General features: G+C 62.7%; 17 protein-coding genes. 10 read left to right on the forward strand and 7 right to left on the reverse strand.

Going from position 1 to position 19,203, the window contains the following annotated elements; translation table 11 throughout:
* Positions 1–99: 99 nt before the first annotated feature.
* Complete coding sequence (locus LO55_RS07110; RefSeq protein ID WP_005664069.1) at positions 100–384, forward strand: hypothetical protein; 285 nt, start codon at positions 100–102, stop codon at positions 382–384.
* Positions 385–1,034: 650 nt separating this feature from the next.
* Here LO55_RS07110 and LO55_RS07115 read toward each other — a convergent pair.
* From LO55_RS07115 to LO55_RS07130, 4 genes are all read right to left on the reverse strand, one after another.
* Positions 1,035–1,295, reverse strand: a complete 261-nt coding sequence (locus LO55_RS07115; protein ID WP_071360959.1) for a YfhL family 4Fe-4S dicluster ferredoxin — start codon at positions 1,293–1,295, stop codon at positions 1,035–1,037.
* 15 nt (positions 1,296–1,310) lie between these two features.
* Complete coding sequence (gene coaD / locus LO55_RS07120) at positions 1,311–1,811, reverse strand: pantetheine-phosphate adenylyltransferase (RefSeq protein WP_005664073.1); 501 nt, start codon at positions 1,809–1,811, stop codon at positions 1,311–1,313.
* A 122-nt stretch (positions 1,812–1,933) separates the two neighbouring features.
* Positions 1,934–2,590: a 16S rRNA (guanine(966)-N(2))-methyltransferase RsmD gene (rsmD, locus tag LO55_RS07125; protein ID WP_370659599.1), complete on the reverse strand. Its 657-nt coding sequence runs from the start codon at positions 2,588–2,590 to the stop codon at positions 1,934–1,936.
* 53 nt (positions 2,591–2,643) lie between these two features.
* Positions 2,644–3,603 (reverse strand): DUF6279 family lipoprotein, encoded by a 960-nt coding sequence (locus LO55_RS07130; protein WP_307188242.1) that lies wholly within the window; start codon positions 3,601–3,603, stop codon positions 2,644–2,646.
* On the opposite strand from LO55_RS07130, the gene glmU reads away from it, so the two are divergent.
* Positions 3,563–4,939, forward strand: a complete 1,377-nt coding sequence (glmU, locus tag LO55_RS07135) for a bifunctional UDP-N-acetylglucosamine diphosphorylase/glucosamine-1-phosphate N-acetyltransferase GlmU (protein ID WP_071360962.1) — start codon at positions 3,563–3,565, stop codon at positions 4,937–4,939. The two genes, LO55_RS07130 and glmU, sit on opposite strands and share 41 nt — an antisense overlap.
* Positions 4,940–5,063: 124 nt before the next feature.
* Here the strand turns inward: glmU and LO55_RS07140 are convergent, their stop codons facing one another.
* Complete coding sequence (locus LO55_RS07140) at positions 5,064–5,534, reverse strand: Lrp/AsnC family transcriptional regulator (protein WP_071360963.1); 471 nt, start codon at positions 5,532–5,534, stop codon at positions 5,064–5,066.
* Between the two features lie 162 nt (positions 5,535–5,696).
* On the opposite strand from LO55_RS07140, the gene glmS reads away from it, so the two are divergent.
* Complete coding sequence (gene glmS / locus LO55_RS07145) at positions 5,697–7,526, forward strand: glutamine--fructose-6-phosphate transaminase (isomerizing) (RefSeq protein WP_071360964.1); 1,830 nt, start codon at positions 5,697–5,699, stop codon at positions 7,524–7,526.
* Between the two features lie 213 nt (positions 7,527–7,739).
* A complete protein-coding gene (locus LO55_RS07150) occupies positions 7,740–8,315 on the forward strand; it encodes a hypothetical protein (RefSeq protein ID WP_071360965.1) in 576 nt (191 codons plus the stop codon).
* A 117-nt stretch (positions 8,316–8,432) separates the two neighbouring features.
* On the opposite strand, the gene LO55_RS07155 is transcribed toward LO55_RS07150, so the two are convergent.
* Both LO55_RS07155 and LO55_RS07160 read right to left on the reverse strand, forming a co-directional pair.
* Positions 8,433–9,281 (reverse strand): NAD(P)-dependent oxidoreductase, encoded by an 849-nt coding sequence (locus LO55_RS07155; protein WP_071360966.1) that lies wholly within the window; start codon positions 9,279–9,281, stop codon positions 8,433–8,435.
* Positions 9,281–10,027, reverse strand: coding sequence for a glucose 1-dehydrogenase (locus LO55_RS07160; RefSeq protein ID WP_071360967.1), 747 nt, complete (start codon positions 10,025–10,027; stop codon positions 9,281–9,283). The genes LO55_RS07155 and LO55_RS07160 overlap by 1 nt, the downstream gene beginning before the upstream one ends.
* Before the next feature lie 133 nt (positions 10,028–10,160).
* On the opposite strand from LO55_RS07160, the gene LO55_RS27425 reads away from it, so the two are divergent.
* The 6 genes from LO55_RS27425 (at position 10,161) to mqo (ending at position 19,107) form a co-directional block, all read left to right on the forward strand.
* Positions 10,161–11,063 carry a LysR family transcriptional regulator gene (locus LO55_RS27425; protein WP_441293273.1) on the forward strand — a complete coding sequence of 301 codons (903 nt, stop codon included), beginning with the start codon at positions 10,161–10,163 and terminating at the stop codon, positions 11,061–11,063.
* A gap of 105 nt (positions 11,064–11,168) precedes the next feature.
* Positions 11,169–12,977, forward strand: coding sequence for an amidohydrolase (locus LO55_RS07170; RefSeq protein WP_218145973.1), 1,809 nt, complete (start codon positions 11,169–11,171; stop codon positions 12,975–12,977).
* A gap of 385 nt (positions 12,978–13,362) precedes the next feature.
* Complete coding sequence (locus tag LO55_RS07175) at positions 13,363–15,465, forward strand: putative bifunctional diguanylate cyclase/phosphodiesterase (protein WP_071360968.1); 2,103 nt, start codon at positions 13,363–13,365, stop codon at positions 15,463–15,465.
* Positions 15,466–15,544: 79 nt separating this feature from the next.
* Positions 15,545–15,811: a hypothetical protein gene (locus LO55_RS07180; protein ID WP_071360969.1), complete on the forward strand. Its 267-nt coding sequence runs from the start codon at positions 15,545–15,547 to the stop codon at positions 15,809–15,811.
* 90 nt (positions 15,812–15,901) lie between these two features.
* Entirely contained in the window at positions 15,902–17,047 is a 1,146-nt protein-coding gene (tssA, locus tag LO55_RS07185; RefSeq protein WP_071360970.1) for a type VI secretion system protein TssA, read from the forward strand.
* 470 nt (positions 17,048–17,517) lie between these two features.
* Positions 17,518–19,107 carry a malate dehydrogenase (quinone) gene (gene mqo, locus LO55_RS07190; protein ID WP_005664189.1) on the forward strand — a complete coding sequence of 530 codons (1,590 nt, stop codon included), beginning with the start codon at positions 17,518–17,520 and terminating at the stop codon, positions 19,105–19,107.
* Positions 19,108–19,203: the final 96 nt, after the last annotated feature.

Here is a 19,203-nt window from a genome sequence, read left to right on the forward strand (position 1 = left end):
CAAATCATTCACAAACAGTATAAGTGCCATCAGTGAACGGAATTAGATTTATATGTTGCGACGCACTATAGTTCTCAACAATAACAGAACGAGCCTATCATGTCTTCTACTGCCACCCTAGTCCAAGCTGCCGCCGCCGTGCCCTACGGCCAGGTGTTCAGCACCACCGTGTATCTTGCCTTGCTGGCTGGCTTCGTCCTGTTTTTCCGCCCACTGCTGGTCGGCATCGGCCGCGCCCTGTACCTGACCGTACGTCCACGCCGCAGCAAGGCTGAACAGGCCGCGCGCCGTGCGCTGGACGAGGCGCTGGCGCTCAAGCGCAAGCTGGCCAGCCTGGATCCGGTGGACGCCGCCGAGGTGCGTGCGATGGGCATCCGCCACTGATCATTACCTGATTCCCCCTGACGCGGTCTCCGGCAACGGACACCGCGTTTTTTTTCGTCCCTGCCCTCCGTCGTACGCCGCCACGGCGGCACATCTTCTTTTCCCTCTGAAAAACGCCCGGATGTCGCTTCACGCCCGGTGACTTTGCGTTACCGGGCTTTTCTCGGTCTTTTAATTTAACAAAGTTCACAAAGAGTTAAAATAGTGGGTTTCGAAAGAGGTCGATGAAAAGTAAATTGATATGATGATGAGTATATTATGACGTTCGTTAGATGCATGTTGAGGAAATATAGATGAGTAGTGTGTCGCTCTCGATTAGAACGAGAATTTTCCAATATTGTGCCAAATTAGCGGCAGTTTAATGTAACTTGGTTGATGAATAGTGCAGGTTAAACAAAGTTCACATTCTAGATCATATAAAATGATACTTATGGTAATAAGGCGGACAAGCGAAAACAGCAGACCAACAAGCGCGAAAAAGCGCCGATGAAATTTGACCGGGAGTAGCAGCTCAGGACGAACGAGTAGCGATGGATGAAAAGATGGCGTTCAGGGACGTGCGAACGCTGCACGCCGGACTAGCCGGTATGCGGTCAGGAAAATCGAGGCGGGGAAACAAAAAGCCGGCAGAGTCGCCGGCTTGGGGGGAATCAGGCCGTGGCCTTGTCGGCCGTCAGGCGCTCATACTTGATGAGGAGTTCTTCGCGCGATTCGCGCCATTCCGGATTGAGCGGAATGCAGGCAACAGGGCACAGTTGCACGCACTGCGGTTCATCGAAATGGCCGACGCACTCGGTGCACTTGTGCGGATCGATCTGGTAATACTCTTCGCCCATCGAAATGGCATCGTTGGGGCATTCGGGTTCGCAGACGTCGCAGTTGATGCAGTCGTCGGTAATCAATAAAGCCATGATACGTCCTGGGAATCAGGCCTTCGGCGCTTGCGCCATGCTGGCGATTTTCTGCTGCAGCCAGCGGTCGACCGAAGGGAAAACGAATTTGGACACGTCGCCGCCCAGCATGGCGATCTCGCGCACGATGGTGCCCGAGATGAACTGGTACTGGTCGGACGGGGTCAGGAACATGGTTTCGACGTCGGGCAGCAGGTAGCGGTTCATGCCCGCCATCTGGAACTCGTACTCGAAATCGGACACCGCGCGCAGGCCGCGCACGATCACGCGGGCGTCGTGCTTGCGCACGAAGTCCTTGAGCAGGCCCGAGAAACTCTCGACCTGCACATTGGGGTAATGGCCAAGCACTTCGTTGGCGATATCCAGGCGTTCTTCGAGCGTGAAGAACGGACGTTTGTTGCGGCTGTCGGCGACGCCGACCACCAGTCGGTCGAACAGCCCGGATGCGCGACGTACCAAATCCTCGTGGCCGCGGGTCAGCGGATCGAACGTACCTGGATAAACGGCTACAACCATTGCGGCTCCCTGAAAATGAACACCCTATTGGAACGCGCATTATGCCTGAAAATACGGCATCCGCCCCAGGCCGGGGCATGGTTTGCCCAATGGTTGTGCGGTTTTCAGGCCCTTGGCGGGACTCAGGCCGCCTTTTCCTGCAGCTTCAGCAAATGGTAATACACCATGCCCGCCTTGTCGGCGCGCACCACTTCCCAGCCAATCAGCCAGTCGGGGACGTCGTCGCCCCCGGTCGGCAACGGCGCCTCGGCTTCGGCATACACCATGCCGCCTTCGAGCAGCAGCGCCGCGCACAGCGGCAGGGTCTTGGCCAACAAATCCTGTTGATAAGGCGGGTCGAGGAAGATCACGTCGTAGCGCTGGCCGCGGGTGGCCAGGTCGCGCGCCAGGGTCAGGGCGTCGGCGCGCAGGATCGTGATGTTGTCGGCCTTGAGCTTGTCGCGGTTGGCTTCGAGCTGGCGCACGGCCGGGCCGTGGTTGTCGACCATGGTCACCTTCGCCGCGCCGCGGCTGGCGGCCTCGAAGCCGAGCACGCCGGAACCCGCGTACAGGTCGAGAAAACCGGCCTGGTCCCAGTCGCTGCCGAGCTGGTGGTTGATCCAGTTGAACACGGTTTCGCGCACGCGGTCGGGGGTGGGACGCAGGCCGAGGGCGTCGACCACCGGCAGCAGCGTGCGTTTCCAGGCGCCGCCGATGATGCGGACCTGGTGCTGGGCCATGCGCGGCGCGCCGTGGGGTTTGGCGGCCTGGGGCCTTGATTTGATGGACTTTCTTTGCATGGGCGGCACTATAGCATGCGGGTTTCCCACCCTGCGGGGCCGCCCTTCCCTGCTTATTTACCTGCCGCCAAGGCCTCGAAATCATTGATCCAGCCCTGCATGCGTTGCTGCGCATGGGCCTTTTGCTGCGGCGTCGCCAGTTTGATCGCGGTCAGGATGTATTTCGTCGTGTGGTCGATGCTGGCGTCATAGAAGGCCTTGCGCTCGGGCGACTCCATGCGTGTGAACAACTCGCGCATCAGGCCTTGCACCCTGGCCGTGGTCTGCTCGCGGTTGAGCTTTTTCTGTTGCACCTCCTGCAGCAGCGCCAGGATGCGGCGCTGGCGGTACTGGCGCTCCTCCAACCATTGCTGGTTATCGAGTGGGCGCAGGTCGGAGGCGCGGCGCAGGGCGGCTTCTTGTTCGCTGGTGAAATTGCCAAACCACAGTTCCATTTGCTCCATCGACTTCTTGAAGCGCGCGCGCTGGCGCTTCTCGATGCTGCCGCTCATGAACTTGCGCCGGTATTCCTCGTTCTTGTCCTTGAACTTCTTGTCGATATTGGCGATCTGCGCGGGGGTGATCGACATGGCCAGCGTCGTCAGTTCCGGCACCGCGCGCTGGGACAGGCGTTCGCCGCGCACGCGGATCTCGCGGTAGGCCTGGAGCAGGTCGGCCTGGCTCGGGTTGCCGGCCAGTTTTTGCTGGAAACTGCCTAATAAAGCGGCATAGTCGCGCAACTGGGTCTGGCGATGCCACTGGAACAAACCATTGATGTCGCGCTTGGCGATGTCGGCCTGTTGTCCTTCGAAGTCGACATAGGAATTCATCCACCAGTACAGTAAGGTGTCGCCCTGGTTGTACGAAAAGCGGATGGTGCTGCAACCGGCCGCCAGCGCCATCAAGGCAATCGCGAATAACGCAAAGGTGCGCCGGAACAAGGTATCTCGCATGCTAGAATTTTTCATATTTTCAACTTTTTGAGAACGGCTTATGAACGTTGTGATCCTCGCCGCCGGCATGGGAAAGCGCATGCAATCCGCCCTGCCGAAAGTCCTGCATCCATTGGCTGGTAAGCCGCTGTTGCGCCATGTTATCGATACGGCACGTAGCCTGAGTCCGCAGAAATTATGTGTGATTTACGGGCACGGCGGCGCAGCGGTGCCCGACATGGTGTCCGCGCTGGCGCAAGAGACCGGTGTGTCGATCGATACCGCCCTGCAGCAGCCGCAGCTGGGCACCGGCCACGCCGTGATGCAGGCCGTGCCGCAACTGGACGACGGCGCCGCCACCCTGGTGCTGTATGGCGACGTGCCGCTGACCACGGCGGACACGCTGCGCCGCCTGGTCGAGGCCGCAGGAAGCGACAAGCTGGGCATCCTGACCGTCGAACAGGCCAACCCCTTCGGCCTGGGCCGCATCGTGCGCGAGAACGGCCATATCGTGCGCATCGTCGAAGAAAAGGATGCCAGCGAGGCCGAGCGCGCCATCCGCGAAATCAACAGCGGCATCATGGCGATCCCGACCCGCCACCTCAAGAAGTGGCTGGCGGCGCTGTCCAACAACAATGCCCAGGGCGAGTACTACCTGACCGATATCGTGGCCCAGGCCGTGGCGGACGGCGTGCCGGTCGTGTCGGCGCAACCGTCGGGTGAATGGGAAGTGGCTGGCGTGAACAGCAAGGTGCAGCTGGCCGAGCTCGAGCGTCGTCATCAACTGAATATCGCCCATGCCCTGCTGGAAAAAGGCGTGACCTTGATGGATCCGGCGCGCATCGATGTGCGCGGCGAACTGATCTGCGGCCGCGATGTCGTCATCGATGTCGGCTGCGTGTTCGAAGGCCGGGTGGAGCTGGCCGATGGCGTGAAGGTCGGCGCCAACTGCGTGCTGGTCGGCGCCACGGCCGGTGCTGGCGCCAATATCAAACCGTTCTGCCATATCGAAGACGCCACCATCGGCGCCGCCTCGCAGATCGGACCGTATGCACGCCTGCGTCCCGGCACCGAGCTGGGCGAGGACGTCCATGTGGGTAACTTTGTCGAGGTCAAGAACAGCACCGTGGCGGCGCACAGCAAGGCCAACCACCTGGCCTATATCGGCGACGCCACCGTCGGCTCGCGCGTGAACGTCGGCGCCGGCGTCATCACCTGCAACTACGACGGCGCGAATAAATTCCGCACCGTGATCGAGGACGAGGTATTCGTCGGCAGCGACAGCCAGCTGGTGGCGCCGGTGACGATCGGCAAGGGCGCCACCATTGGCGCCGGCACCACGCTCACCAAGGATGCGCCGGCCGGCAAGCTGACCATCTCGCGGCCCAAGCAGATCACCATCGAAGGATGGAAGCGTCCGGTGAAAGTGAAGAAGTAATCCACCGGCTGTCGACAGGGTAATCACAGGAAGCAAACAAGATAAACACAGGGTTTTACCGTGGTTACCCCCTGTCCATCCACCTGGTCTTCCACAATATTATCCACAGGCGGCGGCCCGTGTTTTACACGGCGATGCGGGTGTCGAATTTGCTGCGGTGGGTCGAAAAATAGGCTTTCACGTTGCGCACGTTCGCGTGCGACGTGAACAGCCGGTGCGCCAGCGCGTGGTAGGCCGGCATGTCGGCGACCTGCACGACCAGCACGAAATCGGGTCCCGGCGACACCCGGTAGCACTGCAGCACGGCCGCTTCCCTGGCGGCCAGGTTCTCGAACTCTTCCATGCGTTCGGCGGCCTGCACGTCGAGCGTGATCTCGACGATGGCGGACAGGCGGCTGCCGACCTTGTCGGGCGCCACGATCGCCACCTGGCGTTCGATGACGCCACTGTCGGTCAGCTGCTTCACGCGGCGCAAACAAGTCGGCGGCGACACGTGCACGAGCGCCGCCAGTTCGGCGTTCGTATGCGATGCGTCAGTTTGCAAAATATTCAGAATGCGACGATCGAGGTCGTCGAGGGTGGGTAGTTCGGTCATCGTGATGAAATATTCGGTAAATTTTTATGTGTATATGAAATATTATTTTGCTCATGGGTCGTCATGAAATAATCTAACAAATATGCCTGCGCACTGTAAGCTTATTTCATCACGATTGCCTTACGATAAGACTCAACAGTTTTTCCATTCGAGAGGTTAGCCATGTGCGGTATCGTCGGTGCAGTCGCCAAGCGTAATATCACCCCCGTCCTGATCGAGGGCCTGAAACGGCTCGAATACCGCGGGTACGATTCCTGCGGCGTCGCCGTCCACCTCGATGGCCGCCTGACCCGCTCGCGCTCCACCTCGCGCGTGGCCGACCTCGAATCGCAAGTCAAAGAGGCCAGCCTCGACGGCTTCACCGGCATCGCCCACACGCGCTGGGCCACCCACGGCGCCCCGGCGTCGCACAATGCCCACCCGCACTTCTCGCCGACCGAAGACAATGCCCGCATTGCACTTGTCCACAACGGCATCATCGAAAACCACGATGAGCTGCGTGCCGAGCTGACCGGCCTGGGCTACAAGTTCACGAGCCAGACCGACACCGAGGTCATCGCCCACCTGGTCGACCACCTGTACACCGGCGACCTGTTCGAGACCGTGCAGCAAGCCGTCAAGCGCCTGCACGGCGCCTACGCGATCGCCGTGTTCTGCCGCGAAGAACCGCACCGCGTGATCGCCGCGCGCCAGGGCTCGCCGCTGATCGTCGGCGTCGGCAAGGACGAGAACTTCGTCGCCTCCGATGCGATGGCGCTGGCCGGCACCACCGACCAGATCATCTATCTGGAAGAAGGCGACGTGGTCGACCTGCAGCTGGCCCGCTACTGGATCGTCGACGTCGACGGCCGTCCGGTCGAGCGCGAAGTGAAAACCGTGCACGCCCATACCGGCGCGGCCGAGCTCGGCCCGTACCGCCACTACATGCAAAAAGAGATCTTCGAGCAGCCGCGCGTCATCGGCGACACGCTCGAGGGCGTGACCGGCGTGATGCCGGAACTGTTCGGCGACGGCGCCTATGCCGTGTTCAAGAAGATCGACCGCGTGCTGATCCTGGCCTGCGGCACCAGCTACTACGCCGGCCTCACCGCCAAGTACTGGATCGAGTCGGTGGCCAAGGTGCCGGTGAACGTCGAGATCGCCAGCGAATACCGCTACCGCGACAGCGTGCCGCACCCCGACACCCTGGTGGTGACCATCTCGCAGAGCGGCGAGACGGCCGACACCCTGGCCGCGCTCAAGCACGCGCGCAGCCTCGGCATGCACCATACGCTGACCATCTGCAACGTCTCGACCAGCGCCATGGTGCGCGAGTGCCAGCTGGCCTACATCACCCGCGCCGGCGTCGAAGTCGGCGTGGCCTCGACCAAGGCCTTCACCACCCAGCTGGCGGCGCTGTTCCTCTTGACCCTGACCCTGGCGCAAGTCAACGGCCGCCTGACCGATGCCGAGGAAGCCGAACACCTCAAGATGATGCGTCACCTGCCGGTCGCGCTGTCGTCGGTGCTGGCGCTCGAGCCGCAGATCATCGCCTGGGCCGAGGAATTCGCGCGTAAAGAGAACGCCCTGTTCCTGGGTCGCGGCATCCACTACCCGATCGCCCTGGAAGGCGCGCTGAAGCTCAAGGAAATCTCGTACATCCACGCCGAGGCCTACCCGGCCGGCGAACTGAAGCACGGCCCGCTGGCGCTGGTGACCGAAGAAATGCCGGTAGTAACGATCGCGCCGAACGATGCGCTGCTGGAAAAGCTGAAGTCGAACATGCAGGAAGTGCGCGCGCGTGGCGGCCAGCTGTATGTGTTCGCCGACGTCGATTCGCGCATCACCTCGGGTGATGGCCTGCACGTGATTCGCCTGCCGGAACACTACGGCTTGCTGTCGCCGATCCTGCACGTGGCGGCGCTGCAGCTGCTGGCGTATCACACGGCGCTGGCGCGTGGGACCGATGTGGACAAGCCGCGTAATCTGGCGAAGTCGGTGACGGTCGAGTGAGCAGCTACGATCGAAGGGTGTAAGTAAGCGAGAACGCAAGCCAAACTCACTACCCAGCAGCATCTGAAAAAGCCCATGAGCTTCGGTTCATGGGCTTTTTCTTTCATACACGATGCAACGAGGCAGTAGATTTTCAATGTATTTGGATGTAGACTTCGATGTATTACAACCAAACAGGCATGGTTCGCTGCTTGCACGTGGCCGTCAACTTCGATGTATTACAACCAAAATCCAAAAGTAACCATGTCTCATCAATACATTTATGGCGCGGATGGCGAGCCTGCCTTCGTCGTTATTCCCTACGCTGAGTACTTACGTAACAACGGCTCCGGCGCCGCAGAAGGCCAGGAAATTGCCACGAGTTCGCTCCTCACCGCCGATGGACTTTTTGTCCGGCTGCCGTATGGTGGGCCAGGAGCAGCGATCGATCTTGTTCAGTTCATCGATGCCTGGATGCAGCGCGGAACGATATCGATGCTGGCAATTAGCAAACGACGTCAAGGCTACGACCGATTCAAGGGCGAGGCTGTGAACGGTCTCGATGCGATCCTGCGTCGCTGCTTTCTTCCAAAAGATTCCCCTTACCGCAACGTGATGCAGGCTACGACAGCGGTAGTGGACGCTCTCGTGGAGACCGGCGTGTTCGCATACAGTGTCGAAGCCATGCCAGGTTATTATCGCCCGGTGCAGTGTATTCGCATCGACACGGAGAAGGCGAAGGAGTTCCTGCAAAAAAACGGTCCTGCCAAGAATCCTTTGTGCGTGCACGAATTTATCCTGCCCGTCTAGATGACAGGCGACGTCATGCGGGTAATGGTGTCGCCCATCCAGCCATCCTAACGACTTGTTCGATATCCCCACCAACACATGCGGCCCGCCGGCCGCTAGGCCTTTGGCATAGCAGGACTATGCCGACCGAATGGTGTAGTCAGCCATCACCGACCAATCCCTTTCACCACCGCCTGCATTGACCGCCTCGCCCATTCGCTGACGAACCGCATCGAGCATCGGCAGCTGCCGCCCCAGCTCCTCCACCGCCGCATGCGCAAGCCGCAAATCCTTCAAGCCCAGCGATGCCTTGAATCCCGGCTCGTAGCGCTCGTGCATGATATTGGCCGAATACACCTGGTATGAACGACTGCCGAACAGGGTATGCAGGATCAGGTCGAAGAACCGCTCGCGCGCCAGTCCATGCGATTCGGTCAGCACGACGGCTTCGGCCATGGCCTCGATCGCCATCGTGATCATCATGTTGCAGGCGAGCTTGGCGGCATACGCGGTTGGCGGCTCCGCGCCCATGTCCCATACGCGCTTGCCGATGACTTCCAGCACTGGCCGAACCGTGTCCAGTGCCGCGGGCTGACCGGCGGCCAGCACCTGCAGTTCCCCCTTGGCGGCAACGTCCGGCCGCCCCAGCACCGGCGCGGCCACGTAGCCGATCTTCGCGGCGCCGTGATAGTCGACGAGTTCCCGTGCGAAGGCGACAGAGATGGTCGATGCGACGACATGCACCAGCTCCGCGCGCGCTTGCGCCAGGGCCCCCGACTCCAGCAACACACTGCGGATCGCCGCATCGTCGGACAGCATCGTCAAGGCGACGTCCGCCTGCAGCGCTTGCGCCGGCGTCTCCACCATCCGCACGCCAGCGAAGTCTCCACCGGAACGATTCCACGCCTTCACTGCATGCCCCGCCGCAGCCAGATTGCGCGCAATCGCGCGGCCCATTGCGCCCAGCCCGATGATGCCAACGTCCATCAGCGCATGCCTCCCGAACCCAGGACGATCTCGCCCGTCACCCAGCCGGCATCGCTTGACGCGAGAAAGGACACGATCGGCGCGATGTCCTGCACCCGGCCGACGCGGCCGAGCGGTGTCCGCTCCTCGTTCCAGGCCTGGAAGTCGGATCCGATTGCCCCGGCGGCGTGGGTGCCTTCGGTGTCGACCAAGCCGGGGTTCACGGCATTGACCCGGATGCCGCGCGGGCCGAGTTCGCGCGCGAGCACGCCGGTGATGGTGTCGATCGCGCCCTTCGTGCCGCTGTAGATGGCGCTCTCGGCCGGAAGAACGCTCGTGACGTTGGAACTGATGTTGATGATGCTGGCGCCCTCGCCCAGGTGTGGCGTGGCGGCTGCGGTGACCAGCAGCGGACCGAGAACGTTGATATCGAACTGCTTGCGATAGCGTTCTTCGGTGGTTTCTTCGATCCGGGCGAACTGGTAGATGCCGGAGTTGTTCACCACGATGTCCAGGCGCCCGAAATGGTCGATCGCCGCCCTGACCAGCGCTTCGACCTCCGTCTTGTTGGTGACATCCGCGCCCACCGCCACGGCGATCCCGCCGGCGGCTTCGATGTCGGCGACCACCTTGTCTGCACCGCTCTTGCTCGAGGCGTAATTGACGACGACCTTCGCGCCGTCGGCCGCGAGCCGTCGCGCGATGCCCGCACCGATACCTTTCGACGCGCCCGTCACGATGGCGACCTTGCCTGCTAACTTGTTCATGTCTTGCGATCCCGGATGAGGCCAGCCCGGAATGGGCCGGCACGCTTGAAGCGCCATGGTGACCCCTACGATATTGTTTGAGAACTGCCATCCATGTATATTCCAAGTACATTTTTGAACGGGTAGCGACGACATGGAATGGAGCGACGTCCGCATCTTCCTGGCAGTAGTTCGTGGCGGATCGTTCGGTGAAGCCGCCCGGACGCTGGGTGTGAGCCATCCGACAGTCGGCCGCCGGATCAAGGCGCTGGAGGACGAGGCGCAGCAGGCGCTGTTTCGCCGGACCAGGGATGGACTGGTTCTCACGGATGCCGGGGACGGCGTGCTGGCGCTGGCCGAATCCATGGAGAATTCCGCGCTGGCCATGGAAAGACGTTTGGCGGGCAATCACGAACGCCTCGAAGGCATGTTGCGGATATCCTCGGCAGAGTGGTTCGCAGGCTATGTGTTGGCGCCTGTGCTGGCCGAATTGACGCGCCGCCATCCGGCCGTCGTGCCGGAAGTCATCGCCAGCTACCGCCTGCTCGACCTGTCGCGTCGCGAGGCCGATGTGGCGTTTCGGCTCGTTCCTTTCAGCGAACCGGACATCGTCCAGCGCCGCCTGATGAGCATGGCATATGGCGTGTATGGTTCGGCCGGCACCGCATCCGCACTGCATTCCGATCCGGCATCGGTCGGCCTTGTTCTCATGAATACGGCGCAGTCCCACTTTCCCGATGTCGCCTGGCTGCTCGACAGGTTTCCACTGTCGCGGCGGGTCTTCACGAGCACGAGCCGGGCCTTGCAGGCACAGATGTGCCTGCAATGCCCATGCCTTGCAGGCACAGATGTGCCTGCAAGGCATGGGCATTGCAGTGCTGCCGAGGCCGCTTGGCGATGCGCTATCTGGCTTGCAGCGCATCGACATGCCGGACCAACCCCCGGGCAGGGATATCTGGGTCGGTTACCACCACGACCTGCGGCATATGGATCGCCTGCGGGCGATGCTGGATATCGCCGATACGATGCTGTCGGATACCCGATCGTGACACGATGATCGAATCGTGCTGCAAACAGCAAGAATGATCAGTGACCATGCTGGACCGTATGGGTAACCTTCTCTCATTCAATGTAGTTTCAATCCATCGAATGGGGAGCAGCAGTGAAGTCGATTTTATTCATCGGACTCATGGTATTAAGTGGCCTGAACAACGCCCTCGCGCAAGCCACTCAGGAAGCGCCAGGCGCCGACCTGATCGTCCATAACGCCAAGATCTGCACCGGCAATCCCGCACAACCTTCGGCATCCGCCGTGGCCGTCAAGAACGGCCGCATCTACTCGGTCGGCGCCGATGCCGACGTGCTGGGCCTGAAGAACGCCAACACGAAAATCATCGATTCCCGCGGCCGCCGGCTCATCCCGGGCATCATCGACGCCCACACCCACGTGCTCAACGAGGGCGGCTACAACTACACCCTGCGCTGGGACGGCGTGCCCACGCTGCGCCGGGCCCTGCAGATGCTGAGCGAGCAAGCCAGGCGCACCCCGGAAGGCCACTGGGTGAAGGTGATCGGCGGCTGGTCTCCCTACCAGTTCGAGGAAAACCGCTTCCCCACCATGGACGAACTGCGCAAGGCCGTCCCCAACCGTCCGCTCATCGTGCAGTACGCCTACAACCGCGCCTTCCTGAACCAGCAGGCGCTGGACGCCCTCGGCGCCGGCACCGACAGGTTCCCCAACCTGCCGGGCACCGAGCTGGAGAAAGACGCGCAGGGCCGCTTTACGGGCGTGGTCCACGGCTTCACGTTCACCTTCATCACCATGGAAACCATGGTTCCCCAGCTCACCCCGGAGGAAGAGGTGAGCTCGCTGGTCCAGACGGTGCATAGTCTGAACCGTGTCGGGGTCACGTCGATCGTCGATGCGGGCACGGGCTTCCGCGGCTATCCCAAGGCCGTGGGCACCGTGGACGCCCTCGCCCGCGACAACCGCCTCAACATCCGCATGCCCTTCATGGACATCCAGTTCGGCGACGGCGCCGACTTCAACGTGGTGGATGCCCAGATCACGGCGATCACCAGGACGGCGCCGATCGCTCCCGGCCACAACCTGCACCCGCACCTGGCCCATGGCCACTCCTACCAGGGCGCCGGCGAGCTGCTGGCGGTGGAGGTGCATGACCACGAAAACTTCGACCGTCCGGCGGTCATCATCGAGCCGGCCAAGATGCATCGACTGGTCGAGCGCGACATCGCCAAGCTGGTCCAGCGGCGCATTCCCTTCCGCGAGCACATCACCTACGACGAGAACATCACGCCCTTCCTCGATGCGCTCGAGAAGCTCGACCAGAAGATGCCGCTCGACGGCCTGCGCTGGAGCCTCGAACACGCCGAGACCATCAGTCCGGCCAACGTCGCCCGCGTGAAGGCGCTGGGCGGCGGCATCGCCCTGGACACCAAGATGGCGCTGCATGGCGACAGCTTCGTCAAGACCCACGGCCGCGACAAGGCCTTGATCACCCCGCGCCTGCGCGAGCTCGTCGACAGCGGCGTGCCGCTGGCCATGACCACCGACGCCTTCCGCGCCGCCTCGTTCAATCCGTGGATCGGCATCAGCTGGATGGTGTCCGGAAAATCGATCTCCGGCGCCGAGATCCTGGCCCGGAATAACCGCCTCACACGTGAAGAAGCGCTCAAGCTGTTTACGCGCAATGCGGCGTGGTTCATGAACACCGAGTCCGAGATGGGCATGATCGCCCCCGGCTACCTCGCCGACTTCGCGCTGCTCGACCGGGATTACTTTACGGTGCCGGAAGCCCAGATCAAGTCCGTTTCCTCGGTCCTGACGGTCATGGATGGCCGGGTGGTGTACGGCGCACAGGACTACGGTTCGCTGTCGCCGGCATTGCCCGAGATCTTGCCCGCGTGGTCGCCGATCAAGCACTTCGGCGGCTATTACCAGGCGCGGTAAGGTGAATGCGCACGCGGCCTGGCTCGCCATTCCTTTGCTGCTGGCAGCCGACGCCGCGCTCGCGCAGTTCCAGCCGTAGCGCTTCGACGACGACGTCAAGGTCCAGCGCCAGGGATGCGGCCGGCAAGGCAGCCGCACCGCATGCTGGAAGGGCCGCCCGCTCGCGGACCATGTGCGCCTGACGCTGGGAGGCGACTTGCGCCTGCGCTACGAGCACACCGGCAATCCGCGCCTGGTCGCTCGCGACCCGTATAGAGCGCGCACCGGAAATAGTTCTACAAAGAACTAAATCCTGTATAGTCAAGCTCCTGACCGACCGCCCCGGCGCGTCCACGCGGCCAGGGGCGCCGCACCGCGCCTGCCCGGTGTTTCGGTTTCCATTGTCATGCCCATCAACACCGAGAACCCCGACCTGATGTACCGCCTCCTTGTCCAGGGGGTGGTCGACTACGCCATCTACATGCTCACGCCGACCGGCGTCGTCTCCAGCTGGAACGCCGGCGCCCAGCGCGCCAAGGGCTATATCGCCGGCGAGATCGTCGGCCGCCACTATGCGTGCTTCTACGGCGCCGAAGACCGGGAAGCCGGCCTGCCCGACATCAACCTCGAGATCGCCACCCGCACCGGCCGCTTCGAAGACCAGGGCTGGCGTGTGCGCAAGGATGGCAGCGCGTTCTGGGCCCACGTCGTGATCGACGCCATCCGCGACGACGACGGCGCCCTGGTCGGCTTTGCCAAGATCACGCGCGACATCACCGAACGCCACCAGCAGCGGCGCAAGCTGGTCGAGGCCAAGGAGCTGGCCGAAGCCTATAGCCGCCAGATGGCCTCGCTGTCGCACTTCCTCGATTCGGTGATCGCCAACATCCCGGCCAGCGTGCTGGTGCTGGACGTCGCATCGCGCACCATCCTGCTGGCCAACCAGCAGGCGCAGCGCCTGTTCGCCCAGGTCTATGTCGACCTCAAGGGCTTGCCAGTCGGCGATTGCCTGAGCCCGAGCGTGGCCGACTACGTCGAGCGCCAGACGGCGCATGCGGCGCCCACCAGGGTCGGGCTGGACGACGCCGTGCTGGTCGAAACCTCGGTCGGCCCGCGCAGCCTGCGCAGCCGCACGGTGCTGGGCAAGCAGCCCGACGGCGAGGGCGATTACGTCCTGATCATCACCGAAGACGTGACCGACGAGCTGGCCGCCTATGCGCAAATCCACCACATGGCGCAGCACGACGGCCTGACCAATCTGCCCAACCGCAACCTGTTCAACGCACGCCTCGAGAGCGCGCTCGCGCACAGCGCGGAGGATGACTCCGGGGTGGGCATCCTGTGCCTCGACCTGGACAATTTCAAGAACATCAACGACGCCTACGGCCATGGCTTCGGCGACAAGATCCTCTTGACGCTGGCGGGCCGCTTGCGCAAATGCCTGCGCGACCAGGACACGCTGGCGCGCCTGGGCGGCGACGAGTTCGCCGTGGTCCTGCCGCGCATCAAGCGCCTGGAAGAAGCGCAACAGGCGGCGCAGCGCCTGATCGAGGCGGTGGCGCCGGCATTCTCGATCGAGGGCCACAGCTTCGCGGTCGGTATCAGCGTCGGCATCGCGCTGTCCACGCCCACCGGCAGCACGGCCGAGCAGTTGCTGCAGCACGCGGACATGGCCTTGTATGAAGCCAAGCGCAACGGCCGCAACCGCCATGAGGTGTTCCGGCCCGAGATGGAGGCGGCGGCGCGGGTACGGCGCCAGATCGAGATCGACCTGCGCCGCGCGCTGCACCGCGGCGAGCTGCAGATGCACTATCAACCGATCGTCGAGAAGGCCGGCAACCGCATCTCGGGCTATGAGGCCCTGATCCGCTGGCGGCATCCGGAACGCGGTCCGATCGCGCCGATCGACTTCATACCGATCGCCGAAGAAACCGGCCTGATACACGAGCTCGGCGCGCGCGCACTGAACCTCGCTTGCCAGGAAGCGGCGACCTGGACCAACGGCGAAACGATCGCCGTCAACCTGTCGCCGATCCAGTTCAAGAGCAGCGAACTGGTCAGCATGGTGGCGCTGGCGCTGGCCGATTCCGGCCTCGCGGCCGAGCGGCTGGAACTCGAGATCACCGAGTCGGTGTTGCTCGACAATAGCGACGGCAATATCCGCACCCTGAAAGCCTTGAAGAAGCTGGGCGTGCGCATTTCGCTCGACGACTTCGGCACCGGTTATTCCTCGCTGAGCTATCTGCGCTCCTTCCCTTTCGACAAGATCAAGATCGACAAGTCGTTCGTGCAAGAGATCGGGCAGAGCCGGGAAGCGATGGCGATCATTCGCGCCATCACCGGCCTCTCCAGCAGCCTGTTGATCGAGACCACGGCCGAGGGCGTGGAAACCGAGGAGCAATTGCAGCGCTTGATGGAGGAAGGCTGCTCGCACTTCCAGGGCTATCTGTTCGGGCGTCCGGAAGCGGCCGAGAACCGGATGCAGCGGCTCGACTGGCCTGCGGTCTGACTGGACAGCATTGGTCAGCCGCACTTGCCGTAGTATCAATAATGGAAAAACGGACAACGACATTTTCGGAGGGACTGCCATGCATCACGACGCCATCGATGTCGCCGAACGCGCCATCCTTTCCTACCTGGAGCAGCGCCCGGCCAGCGCCGACACCGCAGAGGGCATCCATCACCATTGGATTGCATGGGAAGGGCTGCCCGAACACATCGGTATCACCGAAGGCGCACTCGCGCGCCTGCGCGATGCCGGCAAGGTCGAAGCGGTCCACCTCGGCCACCGCACGATATGGCGCCTGAGCCGGCAGGCGAAAGGATCGGCCACCACGATGACCGATGACCAGTAGCACGGCCGCCCAGCCCTTCCTGCACCAGTTCAGGAATGTGACAAGAGCAGGACAGCTGCCCCCATTTTTTGCACAGACACAGGATCGTCCATGATCGACCAACACCTCATCCAGCGCGCCGAGCAGGCCTTGTCCAACGCCTGCGGCATGCCAATCGAACGATTGCTGGCGCCGATCGAGGGCGATGTCATCGCTGGCCGCGCCGGGCGGGCCGCCACCAACGAGGGCGTCGTCAAGGTGATCCGCCAGTGGCGCGCCGCCGACGACCCCAACTCGCCGATGGCCATGCACCAGCGCGAAATGGGTGGACCGGACTCGTACAAGGTGACGCGCATATGCTGTGAAGCCCTGGCCCACCATGGCAAGGACCTGCAGGTGGCGGCCTGGCTGCTCGAAGCCCAGATCCATCGCCACGACCTTGCGGCGGTCGCCGGCGCCTTGCACCTCATGGTGCTGTTGTGCGAGCGGTACTGGGAAGACCTGCATCCCCGGTCGGAAGACGGCACCGATGTGCGCCGCGCCAATATTTTCAGCTGGATCGACCGCAAAGCGGCGCCTGCCCTGCGCCAGGTGCCGCTGGCCTTCGACAACCACGGCCAGCCCTATGCGCTGACCGACTGGGCGCGTGCGCGTTACCATGAGCGACAGCGCCAGGCCGATCCGGACTGGGTGGGAGATGGCCCGACCGGCGCCCAACTGGCCGCCGCGCTCGCCGCGCTGCCGGACGACGCCTGTGCCGACATGGAGCGCGATCTGGCCGACGCGCTGGCGATGCTGCAACACCTGTCCGACATGCTGGGCCCGAAGCTGGGCGAGGACGCTGTGCCGTTCACCCTCTTCGCGGGCGTGCTCGAGCAGGCGCGCGGCCTGCTCGAGGAAGAACTACAGCGGCGCGGCCTGCCGCGGCATGCACGACCGAGCGCTCCGCCGCCGGCGCCACCCGCCGCCGCCGCGCCGGAGGATGCCGCCGAAGCCAGCGATGCCAACGCAGGGCCGGCGCCGCGCCTCATCCGCAACCGCGCCGAGGCCTATGCGCTGCTGGAGCAGGTGGCTGGCTTCCTGCAAGAGACTGAGCCGCACAGTCCGGTGCCCTGCCTGGTGCGGCGCGCCGCCGAATGGGGACAACTGAGTGCCGCCGAGCTGTACCAGGAGCTGTTCGTGCGCAGGGGCGGCCACGTCCACATCTTCGACGTCATGGACCTGGACGCTGCCGGGCAGGTCGGCAAGGAGCGCTGAAAACAGCGACGGCACGGCCGTCACGACGTGCCACCGCCGCGGACTCGGTACTACTACTGAGTCCGCCACAGGTCGAATACTGAGAGGACCACGTTTACCGGGGGTGGTCCGCGCAAGCCTGATTTGTTTGGGCTATACTCCGCTCAGTCCTCTATAGGACTTCCCGCTCAATGGACGCCAGGGATATCGACTGGCCTGCCTGACAATCCATGTCAGCGCGTCATATCCGTGTTGCCTGCAAGGCCGGTTTGACTGTCATCCAGTTTACCGTTGCCTTGCCTTCGCTATGCGTCGGTTGCCGAGTTTTGTTGCTGTTCTCACGGATCGCGACAGGTCCCGACAACCCGTTCCTTATCGGTGCTTCGATACCGCCAGCAGGCGGTGTGGAAACATTCCTTTACCGAGCCGTTGAACTTTTTAAATCTGATTGCATGCCAGGCCATCGCAAACATTTTTCAGGTGATACTCGTATGCGTACCTCGCTTCTAGTTGTCCTTTCTTGCTTCATCGTTGCATCTTGCAGCAAAGCCCCCGCTCCTTCCAATGACAAGCCGGTCGACGTCGTCCTGATCGGAGCCGGCGTCATGAGCGCCACGCTCGGCACCATGCTCAAGGAACTCGATCCCGAACTGACGATCGAGATGTTCGAGCGCATGGATTCGGTCTCGGCCGAGAGCTCCGACGCGATGAACAATGCCGGCACCGGTCACTCCGGTTTCGCCGAGCTGAACTACACGCCCGAAATGCCGGACGGCACCATCGACACCAAGAAGGCCGTCGACATCAACGAACAGTTCGAGATCTCGAAGCAGTTCTGGGCCTACCAGGTCAAGAAGGAATACCTGGGCGCGCCGAACACCTTCATCAACAACGTGCCGCACATGGCCTTTGTCTGGGGTGACGACAACATCAACTACCTGCGCAAGCGCTACGATGCGCTGCAGAAGGAAAACCTGTTCAAGGGCATGCTGTACACCGAAGATCATGAGACGATCCGCAAGTGGGCGCCGCTGGTCATGAACGGCCGCGACGCGAACCAGAAAGTGGCCGCGACCCGCATGGACATCGGTACCGACGTCAACTACGGCACCCTGACCCGCAGCATGGTCAAGCACCTGACCGGCACCCACGGCATGACCCTGAACCTGCGCAGCCAGGTCGAAGACATCAAGCGCGGCAAGGATGGCCTGTGGAACGTGACCGTCAAGAACCTGGCGGACAACAAGCTCAAGACCGTGAGCGCGAAGTTCGTGTTCATCGGCGCCGGCGGCGGCGCGCTGCCGCTGCTGGAAAAGACCGGCATTCCTGAAGCCAAGGGCTACGGTGGCGTTCCGGTCGGCGGCCAGTGGCTGGTGACCACCAACCAGGCGCTGATCGAAGCGCACCACGCCAAGGTGTACGGCAAGGCCTCGGTCGGTTCGCCGCCGATGTCGGTGCCTCACCTCGACACCCGTATCATCGACGGCAAGAAAGCCCTGCTGTTCGGACCGTTCGCGACCTTCTCGACCAAGTTCCTCAAGAACGGTTCGTGGGTCGACCTGCCGGCCTCGATCGGCACCGGCAACGTGCGTCCGATGGTGCAGGCTGGCATCGACAACATTCCGCTGACCAAGTACCTGGTCGAGCAGGTGATGAACTCGCAGGAAGACCGCGTGGCCACCCTGCGTGAGTACCTGCCGGAAGCCAAGATGGAAGACTGGGAACTGGTCAACGCCGGCCAGCGCGTCCAGATCGTCAAGGACGACCCGAAGAAGGGTGGCCTGCTGCAGTTCGGCACCGAAGTCGTTGCCTCGGCTGACGGCTCCGTGACCGCCCTGCTGGGCGCATCGCCAGGCGCCTCGACCGCCGCGCCGATCATGCTCAAGGTGCTCAAGGCATCGGCCTTCCGCGACAAGCTGGAAACCCCGGAATGGCAAGCCAAGATGCACGAAATGATTCCTTCGTACGGCCGCAAGCTGAACGACGATCCGGCCTTCGCCAACCAGATCCGCCAGCAGAGCAGCGCTGCGCTGGGCCTGAAGGCGTTCACGCTGGACGTGCCGGCGGCAACGCAGGAGTAATGGTGTAGAGAACGGCTGCGGCATGAGCCGCAGCCATTCAACAAGCAGTGATGCAACAAAAAAAAAGGCCTCGGTTCAGTGAACCGAGGCCTTTTT

The sequence above is a fragment of the Massilia timonae genome (genome assembly GCF_001866515.1).
Taxonomy (GTDB): Bacteria; Pseudomonadota; Gammaproteobacteria; order Burkholderiales; family Burkholderiaceae_D; genus Telluria; species Telluria timonae.